We start from the raw sequence: 19,353 nt of genomic DNA, 5'->3' as shown, positions 1-19,353 counted from the left end.
TCTCGCCGTGGCCGTCCCCGGAACCGGCCTCACTCGCTCGATCCCGCCGGTTCCTCGGGTCGTCTGCGCAGCAGGCGGCGGCCGTGCGGCCGTTCGGCCGGGTCCAGGCGGGTGCAGCCGGATTCGATCAGCCGCCAGTCGCCGGCCGCCAGCGCCGCGTCGATGCGGGCGCGGACGTCCTCGACCCGGTCCGGCTCGGTGGCGAAGAGCACACGCAGCCGCAGCCGGCCGTCCTCCGGTGCGGCGGCGGTGTGGTGGGGTGCCAGCGGGCACGGCGGCTCGTGCTCCCCATGCCCGCACAGAGCGGCGGTGATCGCCGCACCCGGTGCACCCGGATCGCCGCCGGCCGCGAGCGACACCGTCGCCTGATGCGCGTAGACCTGCCGCATCAGGGCAGTTTCAGCACGTCGGCGATGACCGCGCCGTCCGCCTCCAGCCGTACCGCCGCCGGGCTGTCGTAGACGACCAGCACCCGATCCGTCCCCATCATGCTCAGGCCCTCGGCGTGGTCGTCACCCTCGCCGTAGGTCAGCTCCAGCTCCCGGGTGATCAGATCGTGCCGCACGATCGTCGGCTGCTCCGCCACGCACGCGTCGTGCCAGCGGTAGATGCGCACCGGCCCGTCCAGATCCATCGTCGGCCCGGCCAGCACCAGCAGGTCGTTCCCGGCCGGGCAGAGGTCCCGCACCCCCAGACCTTCAAGATCAAGAACATGCTTGCGGTACGGCAGCCCGTCCTCGAACCGGTGCAGGCGCAGTCTTCCCGGCTCGCTGCCGAGCACGTACGGCCGCAGCTCCAGCACGAACGCCCACCCGCGCAGCACCGGACCGCGCAATCCGAGGAAGACCCGGTCGTCACGGACCGCGATGCCCTCGATGTCCAGGCCGTTGTCCTTGCCCGGAATCGGCAGGAACGGCGCCAGATGCTCATCGTCGCGCAGCAGCCGCCGCAGGTCGTCGCGGGCGCTCAGCGCGGCGGCCCGGTGCCGCACCCCGTCGACGGTCAGCTCCCGGACCGGGGTCGGCACCCCGTCGACGTCGGTGACCGGCAGCCGGACCAGGATCTGCCGGTTGTCCTGCCCTTCGACCCGGGCCAGCCGGCGCAGTGCCTTCGGCCCCACGTGGCGGTCCTTGATCTGCTTGCGGCGCAGGCTGTGCGAGCCGACCGCCCAGAGGAAGTGCCCGTTGCGGGCCAGCCCCTCCACGTCCGCCTCCTCGTCGGCGTCCGCGCCGGGCAGGTCCACGTAGTCGGCCAGCCGGAACCGTGCCTCCTGCCCGAACTCGGCGGGCCGTTCGGTGTCGTCGGCGATCAGGCGCTCGATCGTCGCGGTCTCGTCGCCGGCGATCCAGAGCGCCCGGCCGTCGAGGCGGACCGCGGAGAGGTTGGTGTGGGTGGCCGCGGCCTGCGACTCGTCGGAGAACCGTAGCCGCACCGTGTAGTCGACCGTCATGGCCCACATCGTCGCACCGCCGTGCATCAGGGCAGGTCGAACATAGAGTTCTGTCCGGTGGGACTTTCGGGTCGATCATGCCGCTGACGGCCGGTCCGTGCCGGACCGGCCGTTTCGCGATACCGCCCTATCTCCCCCGGAAAGGTCCCGGCTCTGCACCACCCGGGCGACTCCGCCTGGCGATCACCCCGGGCGGTTTCGGCTCTCCGCCGCCCCAGCGATTTCGCCCCGTGATCACCTCGGGCAGTTCGGCTCTCCGCCGCCCCAGCGACTTCCCCTCATGAGCGCCTCGGGTGGCTTCGTCTCCTCATCGCCCGGGGGTTCCGTTCCTACGACTTCCAGAAGAGGGCCGTTCCTACAACTTCCGGAAGAGGGCCGTTCCTACAACTCGCGGGAGATGTAGAGACGATGGCCGGCCGGGACGTAACCGACCCGCTCGTAGACCCGCCATGAGTCGTCGCCGGAGGCCTCCAGCCAGGCGATCTCCACCCCGCGGTCGAAGAGCCGCCGGGTGACGCCCGCGCTGATCGCGGCGCCCAGCCCGCGCCGCCGGAACGGCTCGCGCACCGCGATCCCGGCGACCTCGCTGACCCCGTCGCCGGGCGGAGCGGCCTGGCCACCGCCGACCCACTCGCCGTCCTCCGTGCGGGCGCCGAGGACCACCCCGCCGCGTTCCTGACTGCGGCGCATCCGGGCGACCGCGGCCTCGGGCTGCTGGTCCGGCAGGTCACCGAAGGCCTCGTTCTGTGCGGCGACCACCGCGGCCCGGTCCGGGTCCGTCATGGGTTCGGCAAGGACCAGACCCTCCGGTACGGGCGAGGCGGTCAGCCCGTCCGACGGGCAGACCAGGTACTGATTGCGCTGCTCGACGGTGAACCCGGCCGTGACCAGCAGGCTCTCCAGTTCTGGAGTGCAACTCGTCACGTACTCCAGGCGTGGCTTGCGGCCCGCCTCGGTGAACGCGCTGATCAGGGCGGTGACGTCGGCCGCCGTGATCGGGACGCCCGGCTGTGGCGAGGCGTAGTTGATGAAGGGGCTCTCGGTGTCCGGGTCGAGGCCGGCCACGAACGGGCCGATCTCGATGACCTTCGGCCGGGTGCGGAGGTGGGACACGACGGAGCGCTGGATGCGCAGATCCATGGTGAGGTAAGCCTTTTCGAGAGAAGGATGAAGAAACACCTGCGGGTGGGCACGTTGTTCACGCAGGGCCGCCGCTGGCGGAGAACGCTCAGCGACGGCCGACTGGCCGGGCGGCGATCACAGGCTTCACTTCTCTCGAATGCACCGGGACCGTGCTCTGTCGCACGATCGCCCAGCGAGGTTTTCACGAACCCCCGGCCGCGCGCAACCCGGCGTTCCGGCGGGGCATCGGCGCGGGCCGGCCGCCTGCGCGGCCCGCACCGACGGCTCCACTCCGGTCCACCGCGAACCCGGCGTCCACGGTCGTCCGTACGCCCCGGATCCGTCCCCGTTTTTGTCGGTGGGGGTCGCTAGGGTTCAGCGCGTCGTCGTGGAACCAGACCTGGGGAGTTGGGCCGGTGACCGAAGTGGTGGGCTCCGACACGTTCGTCGTGCCGTCGGCGTGGAAGCGGTTCGTGCTGCCCCGGCGGGGCGCCGCGCCGGCCGCCCCGAGACCGGGGGCCGCCGGCGTCAAGGCCGTCGAGGAGCTGCTGACCGCGTTCGACGGCGACGTACGCAGCGCGCTGCGCCACCGCCTCATCGCCGGTGACCTGGCCGAGGCCGGGCACGCCTACCTCGCCGGCGGTCCGGCGGTCACCCCGCTCGGCGCGGCGGTGGTGGCCCGCGGCGTGGCGGGTGTGCTGCCGTGGTCGCGGCGTGACGAGCTGACCGCGTTCGCCGACTTCTGGCGGGTGCGGCACGGTCTGGCGTTCGCCGCGGCCGCCACCGTCGAGCTGGCCGGGTTCCATCTGGGCTCGTCCCCGTCGGACTCCGCGATCACCCGGGCGGTGCCCGACGCGGACGCCAACGGGTTCGCCGCGCGGACCGCGATCCGAATGGCCTACCAGCTGCGCCGGGCCGTCGTGGCCGCACCGCCGGGGGAGTATGCGGCGGCGGTGACCGCCCTGGGCGCGGCGCGTGGCCCGTCGCTGTCGCAGCGGGCGCTCGTGTCCGTGATCGCGCCCGACGAGACGGTCTGGGCCGACGAGATATGCGGTGGCCTGGTGGCCATGGGCGGCCGGGAGGCACTGAAGGGCCTGCTGCTGACCGTCGTGTCGGCCGATCCGCTCGCGTCCCGTCTCGCCGGTCAGCTGTCGCCCTGGGCGGTGCTCGCCGAGAAGGAGCGGATCTACACCTTCACCGCGACGCTCGGCCCGGCCGCGGTGCCCGCACTGACCGGCTGGCTGGATGCTGCGGTCACCGACGCGCAGGACCGGCGCAAGCTGCTCGGGCTGCTCGCGGCGGTCGGCGGCGAGGCGGCCCTCACCGCCTTGATCGAGCGCGCCGGCAAGCCCGATGTGCCGGCCGCCCTCGCCGACGCGGCGGGCCGTGATCCGGCCCTCGCCCTGCGCCTGTTCGCCGAGACGCCGTCCGCCGATCGGCTCCTGCACCGGCATCTGGCCAACCACCGGCCGCTCGCCGACCAGGTCCGTCCGCACCTGTCCGGGGCGGCCGCCGCCCGGTTCGACACCGCGCACGCCGTGCTCCGGGCCGCCGACACCGGCACCGCCTCCCTGGAGGATCTGCCGCCGATCCTGGTGAGCCCGCCGTGGCTGACTCCGGTGGCCCGGCAGCGGCTCGTCGTCACCGGCCTGATCAGCGACGACCCGGTGCGCGTCGCGTGGGCACCGGGCGAGCGCGAGGCCTGGGCGGCCGGTTCCTGGGCCGCCCGGCACGGCGGCGCGCACGACTGGGCGGCCGTCGCCGGCAAACTCGGTACCAGTGCCTCCAACGGCTGGGACGAGATCGATCTCTTCCTCCGCGGGCCGGACGAGCTGACTCTGCCCCGGGTGGCCGCGCGGCGCCCGAGCCACCACTACGACGTCGCCGACTGGGGTGCGGAGCTGTTGGCGCGGTATGGCGCGGAGGCCGTCCCGCCGCTCGCCGACGTCGCCCGCCGGGCCCCGGCCGCCGCCGCACGCCTGCTGGCCCCGGCCGCCGGGCCGGAGATCGCGATGCTGATGGCCGGCTGGCTGGCCCGGGTGCGCTCGGTCCGGCCGGTCGCACTGGCCTGGTTCGCCCGGCACACCGCGGTCGCGGCCCGTGCCCTGGTGCCGGTCGCGGTGGGCAGAGCCGGCCAGGCCCGCGCCGATGCCGAGGGGGCTCTGCGCGTCCTGGCCGCCGCCGGGTACGGCGGGGAGGTGCGGGCCGCCGCCGGCGAGTTCGGTCCGGAGGCCGCCGCCTCGGTCGAGGAGATCCTGGCCGTCGACCCGTTGACCGTTCTGCCGGTACCCGTGCCCGCACTACCGGACTGGGCGAATCCGGCGGTGATGCCCCCGATCCGGCTCACCGGCGACCGTGGCCTGCTGCCCGTCGAGTCGGTCCGTCACGTGCTCACCATGCTGGCCCTCTCCCGGACCGACACCCCGTACCCGGGTCTCGCCGTGGTCACCGCCGAGTGCGAGGCCGCCGACCTGGCCGAGTCGGCGTGGGCGCTGTTCACCGAGTGGCGCGAGGCCGGGCATCCGGCGAAACAGAACTGGGCACTCGACGCGCTCGGTCCGCTCGGCGACGACGAGACGGTCCGCCGGCTGGCTCCGGTGATCCGCGCCTGGCCCGGTGAGGGCGGTCACACCCGGGCGGTCGCCGGCCTCGACGTGCTGGCCGCCATCGGCACCGACGTCGCTCTGATGTATCTCCACGGCATCGCGCAGAAGGTCAAGTTCCGCGCGCTCAGAGAACGGGCCGGCGAGAAGATCGCCGAGCTGGCGGCCGAGCTGGGGCTCACCGCGGAGGAACTGGCCGACCGGCTGGTGCCCGACCTCGGGCTGGACGCCACCGGCAGCCTGGTCCTCGACTACGGCCGGCGGACCTTCACGGTCGGCTTCGACGAGCAGCTCAAACCGTTCGTGGCGGACACCACCGGCAAGCGGCTCAAGGCCCTGCCCAAGCCGGGAGCCCAGGACGACCCGGTGCTGGCGCCGGAGGCGTACCAGCGGTTCACCGCGCTGAAGAAGGACGTCCGGGCGATCGCCGCCGACCAGGTCCGCCGTCTGGAACAGGCGATGGTCACCCGGCGCCGCTGGACCGGCGCGACCTTCCGCCAGTTCCTCACCGGCCATCCGCTGCTGCGGCACCTGGTCCGGCGGCTCGTCTGGGTGCGCCTCGACGCGGCCGGGCGGCGGCCTGCGCCTGGCCGAGGACGGCACTCTCGCCGACGTCACCGACGAGACCGTCACCCTGGGCGACACCGAGCCGGTCGGGATCGCCCACCCCTTGGACCTCGGCGACGATCTGGCCGCCTGGTCCGAGCTCTTCGCCGACTACGAGATCACGCAGCCGTTCGCTCAGCTGGGCCGCGGTGTCGAGCCGCTCACCGCGGAGCGTGCGGCCGGATTCGTCGGGCGTACGGCGCCCAGTACCGCCCTACTGGGCCTGGAACGGCGCGGCTGGCGGCGCGGCAGCCCACAGGACGGCGGCGTGCAGGGCTGGTTCGAGCGTGACGTGCCCGGCGGCCTGCACCTGGTGCTCGCCATCACCCCCGGCATCGCCGTCGGCGCGATCGACGTGCTCGGCGACCAGACCGTCGAGTCGATCCACGTGGCCCCCGCCGGTGAGTACCACGGGTTCCGCCGGGATCAGGACGACCGTATCCGTGAACTCGACCCCATCACCGCAGCCGAGGCGCTGCGCGATCTGACCGAGGTGCTCGCATGACCGTCACCACCACCGCCCACGTGCAGCGCCCGCCCGCCGAGGTGCGGTATGCCGACGAGCTGGCCCGCCTGCGGGCCGCCGACGACGCGCCGACTCCGCCGGGCTGGGCGCTCAGCCTCCGGGCCGCCCGCGCCTTCATCGTCGGCGACGAGAAACTGGGCGTCACCCGCAAGTTCGTCGGCGACCCGTCGCTCATCGACCGGGCCCTGGTCAGCCTCGCCACCAGCCGCGGCCTGCTGCTCGTCGGCGACCCCGGCACCGCGAAATCGCTGCTGTCGGAGCTGCTCGCGGCCGCCGTGAGCGGTGATTCGACACTCACCATCCAGGGCGGCGCGGCCACCACCGAGGACCAGATCAAGTATTCGTGGAACTATGCGCTCCTCGTCGCCGAGGGGCCGACCGAGCGGTCCCTGGTTCCGGCGCCGCTGCTGCGCGGGATGGCCCACGGGCAGGTGGTCCGCTTCGAGGAGATCACCCGCTGCCCGCTCGAGGTGCAGGACTGCCTGCTCTCGCCGCTCTCCGACCGGGTCCTCGCCGTCCCGGAGCTGCCCGGCGACGGTGGCATGGTGTTCGCGAAGGAAGGCTTCAACATCATCGCCACGGCCAACACCCGGGACCGCGGCGTCAACGACATGAGTTCGGCGCTGAAACGGCGCTTCAACTTCGAGACGGTCTTCCCGATCGCCGACTTCGACACCGAGCTGTCCCTGGTCGAGGCCGAGGCCGGCACGCTGCTGCGGCGTTCCGGGGTCACCACGCCACCGCGGCGCGACGTACTGGAGGTGCTGGTGACGGCCTTCCGGGAACTGCGGGCCGGGCGCACCGCGCGCGGCGACGAGATGGAGCGGCTGTCGTCGGTGATGAGTACCGCCGAGGCGGTCTCCGTCGCGCACGCCGTCGGCCTGCGCGGATGGTTCCTGCGCGGCGACGCCGGCACCGCCGCCGACCTGGTCTCCTGCCTGGCCGGCACCGCCGCCAAGGACAGTCCCGAGGACCTTGCGAAACTGCGCCGCTACCTGGAGCAGCACACCTCGTGGCGTAACGGGCCGCAGTGGCGTGAGCTGCGGGACGCGCGCCGGGAACTGCCCGGCGGATGAGCCTCACCGTCATCGGGGTCCGGCACCACAGCCCCGCCTGCGCCCGCCTCGTCGGCTCGACGATCACCGCCCTGCGGCCCGCCTTCGTACTGATCGAGGGCCCGGCCGACATGAACGCGCGGATCGGCGAGCTGCTGCTCGGGCACGAGCTGCCGGTGGCGGTCTTCACCAGCTACCTCGACGAGCAGCGGCGGCACGGGTCGTGGGCCCCGTTCTGCGCCTACTCGCCCGAGTGGGAGGCACTGCGGGCCGGCCGCGAGTGCGGGGCCGAGCTGCGGTTCATCGATCTGCCGGCGTGGCACGAGGCGTTCGCCGACCGGGACAACCGGTATGCCGACGCCGAACTGCGCTATGCCGAGGCGGTGCAGCGGCTGTGCACCGAGTTCGGGGTCGACAACAGCGACGCCCTCTGGGATCACGTCGTCGAGATGGGCCCGGCCGAGCAGGTCGGGCAGCGGCTGGAGACCTACTTCGATCTGATCCGGGGCGACTCGGCGGCGGGGACCTCGGACACGGCGCGTGAGGCGTACATGGCCCGATGGATCCGTGCCGCCCAGGTGGCGGCGGGGGACCGGCCGGTCGTCGCCGTGGTCGGCGGCTTCCACCGGCCCGCCCTGCTCCGTCTCGCCTCCCCGGCCGGCTCTCCGGCGACAGCCCCGTCGGCTTCCTCAGCTTCCTCCCCGTCCTCTCCGGCGACAGCCCCGTCGGCGCCCTCCGGTTCCTCTCCGTCCTCTCCGGCTTCTCCCATCGGCGGCGCGGCCGGCGATCCGGGTGTGGGTGACCCTGGGGAGCCGGGGTGGCCGGAGGTGCCGGAGCCGCCCACCGGCGCCACCGCCGGCAGCTATCTGGTGCCCTACTCGTTCCGGCGACTCGACGCGTTCGGCGGCTACCAGTCCGGGATGCCGTCCCCGGAGTACTACCAGCAGCTCTGGGAGAGCGGCGCGGAGCAGGCCGCCCGGTATCTGATCACGGCGGTCGCCGCGCGGCTGAGGCGGCGCGGGCAGCCGGTCTCCACGGCCGACCTGATCGCCGCCCGGGCCGGTGCCGAAGCCCTCGCCCGGCTCCGCGGTCACGACTGCCCGTCCCGGGTCGACGTGCTCGACGGGCTGGCATCCGCGCTGATCAACGAGGCACTCGACGTTCCGCTGCCCTGGGCGGTGCGCGGCACCGTCACCGCGGGGCAGCACCCGGCGGTCGTCGAGATGACCGCCGCCCTCAGCGGCGACCGGGTCGGGCGCCTGCATCCGGACACCCCGCTGCCGCCGCTGGTCCACGCCGCCACCGCCGAACTCGAGCGGTACGGCCTCGACCGGGCCGGTGAACACACCACCGACCTGACCGACCCGTACGGCCGGACCGTCAGCCGGGTCCTGCACCGGCTGCGCGTTCTCGAGATACCCGGGTTCCGTCGCGACTCCGGGCCGGCCACCGGCATCGACCCGGTGCTGCGCGAGCAGTGGACGGTCCAGCAACACCCGCACCGGCTCGCCGCGCTCATCGAGGCCGGCGGCTACGGCCCCACCCTGGAGTCCGCGGCCGCCACCCGGATCGCCCAGCGCATCGACGACGCCGGCGGCGATCTCGGCGCCATCGCGGACGCGTTGTTCGACGCGGCGCTGTGCGGGGTCACCGACCTCGGATCGGACGTGCCCGACCGGCTCGAACGCGGCATCGCGGTGGCCGGTGACCTTGCCGTCCTCGGCCGGGTGCTGGCCGTCACCCTGGCCCTGTGGCGGCACGACCGCCTCCTCGGCACGGCCGGCAGCGCCGCCCTCGGTGTCGTGGTGGCGGCTGCCGCCCGCCGCATCCTCTGGCTCGCCGAGGGATGGCACGCGCCCGGAGCACCGGCGGACCGCGAACGGATCGCCGCCGTCGTGGCGGTGCGGGACGCGGTGCTGCACGCGGCGGGGCTGGGCGTGGACCGTACCGCCGCGGTCGAGATCTCCGGGCGCATCGCGGCCGACCGCGCCGCGCCGCCCGAACTGCGTGGCGCCTTCTACGGCCTCGGCCGTTCCCTTCTCGACGAGGACGACCCCGCCGGGCTGTTCCCGGAACCGTCGGAGGCCGTCCGCGGTGCCTTCACCGGCGGGGCCGCGGGGGACTGGCTGGCCGGGCTGTTCGGCGTGGCCCGCGAGCACGTCCTCGCGCCCGGCGGCATCCTCCGTCTGCTCGACGACCTGGTCGGCGGGCTCGGCGCCGACGACTTCCTGATCGCGCTGCCCGCGCTGCGGCAGGCCTTCGAGTATTTCCCGCCCCGGGAGCGGGAGACCATCGCCGAGGAACTGCTGGCCCGGCGTGGGCTGGGCGGATCCGGCCGGGACCTGCTCCGCATGTCCGTCGCGCCGCAGACCGTGGCGGCCGGGCTGGCCCTGGACGAGGCCGTCGAAGAACGCCTGGCCCGTGCCGGGCTGATCACCGTGGGGAGGACCGATGACTGACGTCAGCCTCGAACGATGGCGCCTCATTCTGGGCGCGCCGTCGGGCGGCTCCCTCGGCGGCCTCAGCGGCGCCAATGGGCAGCGTGACGCGGCGCTCGACTGGCTCTACGGCCGGGACGAGGAACTCAGCCGCCGCGACATCCGGCGGGAGGGTGGCACCGGCCCGTCCCAGCTCACCACGGTCGACTGGCTCGACGACATCACCCGGCTGTTTCCCAAGGAGACCGTCGAACGGCTGCAGCAGGACGCCGTCGAGCGCTACCAGATCGACGACATCGTCACCGATCCCGGTGTGCTCGAACGGATCGAACCCAACCCGGCCCTGCTGCGCGCCGTGCTCCGCACCAAACACCTGATGAACCCCGAGGTGCTCCGGCTCGCCCGGCGGCTGGTCGAAGCCGTCGTCCGCGACCTGATGCGGCGGCTCGCCACCGAGGTCCAGCAGAGTTTCTCCGGCGCGCGGTCCCGTCGGGCCAGCCGGTTCCGTCAGGCCCGCGACTTCGACGCGCGGCGGACCATCCGGGCGAACCTCGGCAACTACCGGCCCGACGAGCGGCGGATCTACGTCCAGACGCCGTACTTCGCCTCCCGTACCCGGCGGCAGATCAACCAGTGGCAGGTCATTCTGCTCGTCGACCAGTCCGGATCGATGCTGTCGTCGGTCATCCACTCGGCGATCACCGCGGCCTGCCTGTGGGGACTGCCGGGGGTACGGACCCACCTGATCGCCTTCGACACCGAGGTCGTCGACCTCACCTCCGACGTCAGCGACCCGGTGGAGTTGCTGATGAAGACCCAGCTCGGCGGCGGCACCGACATCGCCCGCGCCGTGCGGTATGCCGCCCAGCTCGTCGAACAGCCACGGCGCACCATCGTCGCGGTGGTCAGTGACTTCTTCGAGGGCGGATCGGAGGCCGGACTGGTGCGGGCGGTGAGGGACCTCGTCGAGCAGGGCAGCATCGTGCTCGGGCTGGCGGCCCTCGACGAGAATGCCGACCCGGCGTACGACCGCGCCTGCGCACAGAAACTCGCGGACGCGGGCGCCTGGGTCGGCGCCATGACCCCCGGCGAGCTGGCCGGATTCGTCGCGGAGAGGGTGGGACGATGAGCACCGGAACCCTGCCGGTCCGGGCCGACCTCCGTGCCCTGGACGCTGACGCGCTCGCTGCCCTCGCCAACCGTGGCCTGGTCAAACGGGCAAGCCGGGAGGTCGAGCGGGAACCACCCCGGCTCTCCGCCGACGGGCCGGCGATCGTCGCCGAGTTCAGCGACGGTGTCCGGGCCTCGCTGCCGGAGGGCGGCCTCGAACAGGGCCGGTGCTCGTGCGGCGCGACCGGCGTCTGCCGTCACCTGATCGCCCTGATCCTCGCGTACCAGACCGCCTCCGTCCCGGCCCCCGCCGCTTCCGCCGGCTCGCCCGCCGGTCTTCCGGCAGGTTCCTCCGAGGCCGCTGAACCGGCCCGGGACGAGCCGTCCGGGATGCCTTCATCGCCGGCGCAGGTCGCCGCGCCCGCCGGGCCGACTGCGCCCGCGAGCCCGCCGGAGCGGGATGCCTGGTCGCCGGGTGTCTTCACCGACGACGACCTGACCGCCCGGATCGGGGCCCGTCTCGTCGCGACGGCCCGGCGTGCCGAGCGCGCCGGGTACACGGCCCGGGTCCGGCGCGGCCCGGTTCCGGTGGTCGAACTACCCGCGGCGACCGTCCGGTTCCTGGTGCCCCACGACCTCGGTTACGTGCACACCGACGCCCGCGCCGGGGTACGCGACGACGTGATCGCGCTGGCCGTCTGGGCGTTCCGGACCGCCGACGACCAACAGCCGGACACCGCCGACTGCGTGGTCGACGTCGGCGGATCCGGAGTCGGCGCGGCGACCGGCTCCGGTCTGGAGGCGCTCGTCGAGTTCGCCGCCGAAGTGCTGCGGGGTGGCGCCGTCCACTCCGGTGCGGGCCTCGCCGCCACGGCCGCCGGACACCTGACCGCGCTGGAGCGGGCCGGGCTGCGGTGGCCCCTCGACGCCGCCACCGAACTCGCCGGCCAGCTCACCGCCTACCGCGACCGCAGCGCCCGGTACTCACCGGAGCTGCTCGCCGACCTTCTCGCCGAGATCTTCGCCCGGCACCGGGCGGCCGGCGTCGAGGGTGGGGCCGCGGCCCGCGCCCGGGTGCTCGGCTCCGAGGAGGCGGCCGAGACACCACTGCGCCGGGTGCGGCTGGACGGCCTCGGCGCCCGGGTCACCGCGATCGACGACGAACGGCGTATCGAGATCTTCCACGGGCAGCCCGCCAGCGGCGTCGTCCTCGTCTCCCACCGGCAGTGGACGACACCGGACGACGGCCCGGCCCTGGCCCGGCGGCGTCTCGCCGGCACGACCGTCGCCGCCGTGGCCGCCGGCACACTGGTGACCGAGTCCGCGGTCCGTAACGCCAGCCGGGCGGTGCGGCTGAGCGCCAGCCGCGTCGCGAAATCGACCGTCACCGCGTCGAACGGCGCCTGGGACGGACTGCCCGACGGCCTGCTGATCCACGACTACGCCCGCCTCGCCGCCGACCTCGACGCGATGCCACCACGCCCGGTCCGCGCCCGGGTCCGCGCCGAACTCGTCCGTGTCCTCGCGATCGCCGAGGTCGGCCCCGCCCACTACTCGCCCGGCGCCCAGCGCCTCACCGTCGAGATCCGTGACGTCCACGGCAACACGGCCACCGTCGTCGCCACCCACGCCGCGGTCGCCCCGGGCCGCCTCGATGCGGTCGCTGCCGCGCTCGACGGCCGGCGAGGCAGACCCCGCTACGTGGCCGGCAGCGTCCACCGGAGCGGCGGCCGGGTGGTGATCGACCCATACGCGATCGCCGCCGACGGCCCCACGGTCATCCCCGACCTGGCCACCCCCGATGCCTTCACCGCCTCCACCCCCACCGACACCCTGAACCCCACAGCCTCCGCGGCGGTGCCCGCATCGTCTGCGGTGCCCGGCACATCGGCGGACGGCCACGGGCCGGAGGCCGGCGTTCCCGGTGCGCCGGCCGGGGTTGAGGTGTGGGACGGCGGCGACGGCACCGAAGTGCTGGCAGCCGCCGTGGCGGCGGCGCGGGACGTGCTCGCGGAGGCGGCTCACAGCGGTCTCGCCCACCTGCCGCCGGCGTATGCGAACCGTCTCGGCAACGCCCGGAATGTGCTGGCCCGGGTCGGGCTGCACCGGGTGGCGTCCGCGCTCGACGAAGTGTCCGCCCGGCTCAGCCCGGACCCAGGTTTCGATGCGGCCAACGCCTGGGCCGACGCCTACCTGCGGGTGAGTCTCGCCGCTGACCTTCTCTGACAGCGCCTCGTCGCGGCTCGCAGCGGTGGAATCCCGTTGCGGGCCACTTCCGTCGAAGTGTGCAGCGTGAGGGCCGACGGCGGGGATCTGTCAGCCGCGGCGGACGGCTTCCTCCACGCCGGTCTCGTGCGGTCCCAGGAAGATCGGGTCACGGGAGGTCAGGACGTCCGTCGCGGCCTTGACGGCGGCACCGTACTCGCGGACCTCGCCGCGCAGCCACATCGCCTCGTAGATACGGACGCTGTCGTCGCCGACACCGGTGGCGTCGATGCCCTGTTCGCGGCAGAGGGTCACCGCCCGGGGGAGGTGGAAGGCCTGGGTCACGACGATCGCCTGATGCACGCCGAAGATCTTGCTGGCGCGGACGCAGGAGTCGTAGGTGTCGAAGCCGGCATGGTCGAGGACGACCCGGTCGGCGGGCACCCCACGGGCCACCAGCCAGGACTGCATCGCGCCCGGTTCGTCGTAGGTCCACCGACCGTGGTCGCCGGAGACCAGGATCGCCTTCACCTTGCCGGCCTCCAGGAGCCGGCGGGCGATCTCCAAACGCGCGGCCAGGAACGCCGAAGGCTGGCCGTCGTCGTTGACCTGGGCGCCGAGGACCAGCGCCACCGGGGCGGCGGGTACCGAGGCCACGTCATAGATGTGACCGTCGGCGGAAGACTGCACCCAATGAGCGCAGCCCAGAGCGACGACAACCGCGACGACACCGCCCACGGTGCCCGCCACCGTCAGACGGCGTACCCGTCGCCAGGAGAGCAACGCCCGCAGCCGGGCCCGCCGAGACCGATCGCCGTGGTCCGGAACATGCGGACCCGACGCCGAGGCCGCGGTGGATGAAGCGGCCGCGGTGGAGGGCGTGGAGCGCGGGCCGGAAAACGCGTCTCCGGTCGGACCGGATCGAGGCCCGGCCGGGCCGGGCTGATCGGCCTGACGCCGGCGGCGGAAGGTGATCGTCAGCCAGTCGGGGAGAACGGGGCGCTTCGGCATCGGTCCGAGGATGGCAGACGGGGTCAACGGTCGGGAAAAGCTCCAATGGCAGCATGTGGCCATGATCGAGATCGCTCCTGACCGGGATCCGTTGGTTCGATGGGCGTTGCGGGCGCCGGGTGCCCGGGTCTGGCGGCGGACGGACGCGGTGGTCGTGGCGTGCGCGGACCTGTCGCACTGGGACCGGCTCGTGATCAACGGCGAGCCGGAGGCGGTGGCCGGGCTTCTGCGGCAGGTGCTGGGCGAGACCGGGGAGACCTTCCGGCCATTCGGTACGGAGGAACTGGTCACCGAAATCGTCGCGCGGATCCCGGAGTTGGAGGTCAGCGCCACGTTCGCCTGGATGGAGACCACCCAGCCGGTCCAGCGCGGCGGCATGGACGCGGATCGACCCGGCGGCGTGAACCGGGGCGGGCACTCCGACGTCGACTCGGACGAATCCCACGGCCTCGGTCTGGGCCGCCGCGCGGATGTGGGTCTGGGCGACGGTGGCGTACTGACCGGCGGTGACTTGAGGCCGGGTGGGCCGGGGCCGGCGGCGGACGGAGGCGTGACACCGGATCGGCGGCGTGAGACTGCGTCGGGCGGAGGCGTGACACCGGGTCGGCGGCGTGAGACGGCGCCGGGCGAGTTCTCGGGCCCGTTCTGGCTCGGGATAGAGACCTGGCCCGAGGTGACCGAGATGATCCAGGAGGCCTATCCGGAGTCCTACGCCTGGCCGGGGCACCCGGGAGTGCACCGGTGGGCGGGCATCCGTGGTGCCGACGGGGAACTGCTCACGGTGGCCGCCGAGGCGTGGTCGACGCCGGAGATCGGGTTCATGTCCGGGGTGACCACCCGCCCGTCGGCGCGGGGGCGGGGTCTCGGGACGGCCATCTGCGCCTTCGTGGCCGATGAGCTGCTGGCCGGCCGGGAGCGGGTGGCACTGCTCGTGGACTACTGGAACACGGCGGCTCTGGCCACCTACTCGGGGCTGGGATTCACGACCCGGCGAGTGGCCGCCGCACGCCGTCGCTGAACCCGCACAACCACGCCGGCCCCGGGAACCCGCGCGGAACGGCTGTGGAGGCCACGCGAACTGGCGGTGGGGGCCGCGGGGAATGGCGGGGGCGCGGAACGGCGGTGGAGGCCGCGCGAAATGGCGGTGGGGGCCGCGGGGAATGGCGGGGGCGCGCGGACTGGCGGTGGAGGCCGCGCGAAAGGGCGGTGGGGGCCGCGAACGGAACGGCGATGGCACCGGCGAGCGAAACCGCGGCGCTGCCGGCGGGAGGACCGGAGCAGCCGCCGGATCAGCCCGCCCGACGGGCGATGTAGAGCAGATATTCCCAGTTCATGGCGCCACCACCGAGATCGTGGCGTTCAACCAGGGCGAGGAGTTCGGCGTCCAGGGTGGCGACCCGGGCCGGGTCGTCGGCGATGTTGCGGTACACCGCGATCGTCGGGCCGTAGTTGGCTTTGAAGTAGTCGCGGAAGTCGACGGCCGTGCGGAAGTGTTCGACGTGCAGGGTGCGGCGTTCCACGGACACGTCGGTGACACCGTCACCGAAGAGGGACGCCAGGTGGGCGGGGTCGCCCCACAGCGGCGGCGGCTGGGCGCCGGGCGGGGGCGGGGCGGCGTACGGCTTCATGGTCGCGAACATCTGTCCGATGAAGCCTTCCGGGGTCCAGTTGGCCAGGCCGATGGTTCCGCCGGGACGGCACACCCGGAGCAGTTCCGCGGCGGCGGCGGTGTGGAACGGGGCGAACATGACGCCGATGCACGAGATCACCGTGTCGAAGGCGCCGGTCTCGAACGGCAGGTCCTCGGCGTCGGCTTCGGTCCAGGTCAGGTTGACGTGGGAGTTCTTCTCGCCGACGGCCAGCAGTTCGGGGGTGAGATCGCTGGCGGTGACGGTGGCGCCGGTCCGGGCGGCGGGGATCGCGGCGTTGCCGGTGCCGGCGCCGACGTCGAGGACCTTCTGTCCGGGGCCGATACCGGCGGCCTGCACGAGTGCCGGCCCGAGCGGCGCGACCAAGTCGGAGGCGACGGCTGGATAGTCGCCGGAGGCCCACATGGCCCGGTGCTTGGTTTTCACGGTTGTCGTCATGTGACCGACAGTAGGGATCCGCGGCGGGCCAGGCCTAGTACACGATGTGTACCGGGGGAAGGAGACCACCGTATGGGTGCCACCTACGGGCAGTTCTGTCCGGTTGCGAAGGCGATGGAACTGCTCGACGAGCGCTGGACGATGCTGGTGATCCGGGAGCTGATCGCCGGGAGCCGCCGGTTCAACGATCTGCGGCGCGGGCTGCCGCGGATGTCGCCGACGCTGCTGTCCCGGCGGTTGCAGCAGCTCAATGCGGCCGGGGTGGTGGAGCGCCGCGAGTCGGGCACCGAGGTGGAGTACGAGTTGACCGCCGCGGGCCGGGAGTTGCAGCCGATCGTGGTGGCACTGGGTGCGTGGGGGACCCGCTGGATCCCCGAGCTGGGTGACCGTGATCTGGATCCGAAGCTGCTGCTGTGGGACATGCACCGGTCGGTCGATCACGGGGCGGTGCCGGCCCGCCGCACGGTCCTGCAGTTCCGGTTCCCGTCGGCGCCGGCGAAGGTACGGGACTGGTGGCTGGTGATCACGCCGAGCGAGGCCGACATCTGTGACGTCGACCCCGGTCACGACGTGGACGTGCTGGTGACCGCCGACCTGCGCTGCCTGACCGACGTGTGGCGGGGCGAGCGTACGTGGGCGTCCGGCCTGCGGTCCGGTGAGCTGGCGTTCCAGGGGCCGGAGGACCTGCGCCGCGCCGTACCCGCATGGTTCCGGCAGTTCGCGTTCGCAGCGGTCCCCCGCCCCTGAGGAAACTCCCCAGCGGTCCCCTGAAGAACTCCCCCCGGGGGACCGCGACTCTGAGAAGCTTCCCGGTCAGCTGATCCGGAACTTGGCGGCCAGCAGCGCCGACGGCCGGGAGCTGGGCCCGACCAGCAGCTCGAAGTCGCCGGCCTCGACGACCCGCTTCCCGTCGGCGTCGACGAGCGTGCAGTCCGCGGCCGCCAGCTCGACGGCGACCGTGACGCTCTCGCCCGCGGGCACGGTGACCTGCCGGTACGTCTTCAGCTCACGGCTCGCCCAGGTGACGCTGGTGACCAGGTCGCTGACGTAGACCTGGACGGTCTCCAGTGCCGGCCGCGTCCCGGTGTTGCTGAGCCGCACGGTGGCCCGGACGACCCCGTCGGTGGCCACGTCCGGTTCCTCGATGCTGAGCCCGTCGTAGGTGACGGTGGTGTAGCTGAGCCCCTCACCGAAGGCGAACAGCGGGTCCTGGGTGAGGTCCGCGTACCGCGAGCCGTGCTGGCCGCGGGTCTGGTTGTAGAAGACCGGCTGCTGTCCGGCGTGCCGGGCCGCCGAGATCGGCATGCGCCCGGTCGGCTCGATCAGCCCGAGGAGCAGTTCGGCGACGGCCTGTCCACCGCGCATACCGGGGTTGAAGGCCTGCACGATCGCGGCCGCGCCGAGCGCCGACTCCGGCAGCGCGTGCGGTTTGCCGTCGATCAGCACGACGATCATCGGGGTGCCGGTGGCGGCGACCGCGTCGAGCAGCGCGATCTGGCCGCCCTGGAGTTCGAGGGTGGCGGTGGACTTGTGCTCGCCATTGAGGTTGACGGTGTCACCGACGACCACGATCGCGTAGTCGGCGGCGGCCGCGGTGGCCGTGGCGGCGGCGAGGCGGGCCGGGTCGGCGGGGACGCCCACCGAGATCGGGGGGCGGGGCTGGCCGTCGGGGAACGTCTCGCCCTCCGGGTCGGGCACGAGTTCCTCGATCTCGACGGCCGGGTCGAAGTCGAGCTCCCAGCCGCCGGGCAGCAGATCACGCAGACCGTCGAGGACGGTGGAGGTGAGTTCCCGCGGGTGGCCGCCGGGCATCCAGTCGACTTGGCCGGAGTCGCCGGCCCAGTCACCGAGCTGCGCGGACACGTCGTCGGCGTTGGGGCCGAGCAGCGCGATGCGCTTCGACGGGCCGGAGGGCGAGGCCGGCAGGGGCAGGACACCGTCGTTGCGCAGCAGGACCAGCGACCGGCGGGCGATCTCCAGGTTGAGGGCGGTGTGCGCGGGGCTGCCGATCACCGCCGCCTGCCGGGTGGCGTCCGGGGTGCGGGGGTTCTCGAAGAGGCCCAGCTCGAACTTCAGGCGCAGGATCCGGCGTACCGCCGCGTCGATGTCCTCCTCGACGAGAAGCCCGCGCCGGATCGCCTCCTGGGCGCCGTCGAAGAAGGCGGGCGTCGTCATGATCACGTCGTTGCCGGCCTTGACGGCGACCGCCGCGGCCTCGGCGTAGTCGGCGCAGACCTTCTGCTCCCACACCATCCGGCCGACGTTGTCCCAGTCGGTGACGAGGGTGCCGGCGAAGCCCCACTCCTCCTTGAGTACGTCGTTGAGCAGCCACTTGTTGGCCGTGATCGGCACCCCGTCCATCGACTGGTAGCCGAGCATGAAGACCCGGCACCCTTCGGCGGCGGCCCGCTCGAACGGCGGCAGGAACCAGGAGCGCAGCTTGCGCCGGCTGATGTCGGCCTCGCTGGCGTCGCGGCCGCCCTGGGTCTCGGAGTATCCGGCGAAGTGCTTGGCGGTGGCCAGGATCGCGGTCGGGTCGGTGAGACCCGCACCCTGGTAGCCGCGGATCATGGCGGCGCCGAGTTCGGAGATCAGGTACGGGTCCTCGCCGAACGTCTCGTCCACCCGGCCCCACCGCAGGTCGCGGGCGATGCACAGCACCGGCGAGAAGGTCCAGTGCACGCCGGTGGCGGCGGCCTCCACGGCGGTGGCCCGGGCGACCCGCTCGACCAGCGTGGCGTCCCAGCTGGCGGCCATCGCGAGTTGCGTGGGGAAGACCGTGGCACCGGGCCAGAAGGCGTGCCCGTGGATGCAGTCCTCGGCGGTGATCAGCGGGATCCGCAGCCGGGTCCGGGCGACCAGTTCGGCGGCCTCGACGAGCTTGGCGGGGGAGGTGTGCAGGATCGATCCGGCCAGCTTGTCCAGGACGATCTCGCCGATGTCCTGGCGGGCGTCGAGCTGGAGCATCTGGCCGACCTTCTCGGGAAGAGTCATCCGGCCCAGCAGATCCTCGACACGCTCTCGCACCGGGAGCGAGGAGTCCTGATATGGCAAGGGCATGAGTTTCTCCGATGGGTCTGCCGAACGCGAACGGTTCGGAGTCTTCCACGTACGGAACCGGTTCCGGCACCCCGCTACGG

At 73.2% G+C, this 19,353-nt stretch carries 13 protein-coding genes and 2 pseudogenes; 9 read left to right on the top strand and 6 right to left on the bottom strand.

Translation table 11 applies throughout. The annotated features are described in order from the left end of the window. Positions 1–29: 29 nt before the first annotated feature. From BC793_RS03880 to BC793_RS03870, 3 genes are all read right to left on the bottom strand, one after another. Positions 30–389 carry a hypothetical protein gene (locus BC793_RS03880; protein ID WP_109589258.1) on the bottom strand — a complete coding sequence of 120 codons (360 nt, stop codon included), beginning with the start codon at positions 387–389 and terminating at the stop codon, positions 30–32. Further along, positions 389–1,450, bottom strand: coding sequence for a DUF3616 domain-containing protein (locus BC793_RS03875; RefSeq protein WP_109590300.1), 1,062 nt, complete (start codon positions 1,448–1,450; stop codon positions 389–391). Before BC793_RS03875 ends, BC793_RS03880 begins: the two co-directional genes overlap by 1 nt. A gap of 381 nt (positions 1,451–1,831) precedes the next feature. Further along, positions 1,832–2,590 (bottom strand): GNAT family N-acetyltransferase, encoded by a 759-nt coding sequence (locus tag BC793_RS03870; RefSeq protein WP_109589256.1) that lies wholly within the window; start codon positions 2,588–2,590, stop codon positions 1,832–1,834. A gap of 875 nt (positions 2,591–3,465) precedes the next feature. On the opposite strand from BC793_RS03870, the pseudogene BC793_RS03865 reads away from it, so the two are divergent. From BC793_RS03865 to BC793_RS49465, 7 genes and pseudogenes are all read left to right on the top strand, one after another. Then, positions 3,466–5,682 (top strand): annotated as a pseudogene (locus tag BC793_RS03865) (DUF4132 domain-containing protein); the annotation flags it as partial. 7 nt (positions 5,683–5,689) lie between these two features. Further along, positions 5,690–5,962, top strand: a pseudogene (locus tag BC793_RS52745) (DUF4132 domain-containing protein); the annotation flags it as partial. Positions 5,963–6,049: 87 nt separating this feature from the next. Next, complete coding sequence (locus BC793_RS50150; protein WP_170167195.1) at positions 6,050–6,286, top strand: hypothetical protein; 237 nt, start codon at positions 6,050–6,052, stop codon at positions 6,284–6,286. Then, positions 6,283–7,383, top strand: coding sequence for an ATP-binding protein (locus BC793_RS03855; protein ID WP_109589250.1), 1,101 nt, complete (start codon positions 6,283–6,285; stop codon positions 7,381–7,383). Before BC793_RS50150 ends, BC793_RS03855 begins: the two co-directional genes overlap by 4 nt. Continuing rightward, the gene (locus BC793_RS03850) at positions 7,380–9,821 is read left to right on the top strand and encodes a DUF5682 family protein (protein ID WP_109589247.1); all 2,442 of its coding nucleotides are present in this window, start codon (positions 7,380–7,382) and stop codon (positions 9,819–9,821) included. Before BC793_RS03855 ends, BC793_RS03850 begins: the two co-directional genes overlap by 4 nt. After that, entirely contained in the window at positions 9,814–10,929 is a 1,116-nt protein-coding gene (locus BC793_RS03845; RefSeq protein ID WP_109589245.1) for a VWA domain-containing protein, read from the top strand. The genes BC793_RS03850 and BC793_RS03845 overlap by 8 nt, the downstream gene beginning before the upstream one ends. Beyond that, complete coding sequence (locus BC793_RS49465; protein WP_158319195.1) at positions 10,926–13,136, top strand: hypothetical protein; 2,211 nt, start codon at positions 10,926–10,928, stop codon at positions 13,134–13,136. Before BC793_RS03845 ends, BC793_RS49465 begins: the two co-directional genes overlap by 4 nt. A gap of 90 nt (positions 13,137–13,226) precedes the next feature. Here BC793_RS49465 and BC793_RS03835 read toward each other — a convergent pair whose 3' ends face one another. Next, entirely contained in the window at positions 13,227–13,865 is a 639-nt protein-coding gene (locus tag BC793_RS03835; protein ID WP_239170144.1) for a SanA/YdcF family protein, read from the bottom strand. Between the two features lie 322 nt (positions 13,866–14,187). Between BC793_RS03835 and BC793_RS03830 the strand changes: the two genes are divergently transcribed. Continuing rightward, positions 14,188–15,144 carry a GNAT family N-acetyltransferase gene (locus BC793_RS03830; protein ID WP_239170145.1) on the top strand — a complete coding sequence of 319 codons (957 nt, stop codon included), beginning with the start codon at positions 14,188–14,190 and terminating at the stop codon, positions 15,142–15,144. A gap of 271 nt (positions 15,145–15,415) precedes the next feature. On the opposite strand, the gene BC793_RS03825 is transcribed toward BC793_RS03830, so the two are convergent. After that, entirely contained in the window at positions 15,416–16,213 is a 798-nt protein-coding gene (locus tag BC793_RS03825) for a methyltransferase domain-containing protein (RefSeq protein ID WP_109589241.1), read from the bottom strand. A gap of 72 nt (positions 16,214–16,285) precedes the next feature. Here BC793_RS03825 and BC793_RS03820 point away from each other — a divergent pair, with 72 nt between their 5' ends. Further along, positions 16,286–16,960, top strand: coding sequence for a winged helix-turn-helix transcriptional regulator (locus BC793_RS03820; RefSeq protein WP_109589240.1), 675 nt, complete (start codon positions 16,286–16,288; stop codon positions 16,958–16,960). A 66-nt stretch (positions 16,961–17,026) separates the two neighbouring features. On the opposite strand, the gene BC793_RS03815 is transcribed toward BC793_RS03820, so the two are convergent. After that, entirely contained in the window at positions 17,027–19,273 is a 2,247-nt protein-coding gene (locus BC793_RS03815) for an exo-beta-d-1,3/1,6-glucosidase (protein WP_109589238.1), read from the bottom strand. Between the last annotated feature and the right edge of the window lie 80 nt (positions 19,274–19,353).

This window comes from Actinoplanes xinjiangensis, assembly GCF_003148685.1.
Lineage (GTDB): Bacteria > Actinomycetota > Actinomycetes > Mycobacteriales > Micromonosporaceae > Actinoplanes > Actinoplanes xinjiangensis.
Note: the sequence above shows the minus strand (reverse complement) of the source record. Positions and strands in the feature narration are given on the sequence as shown.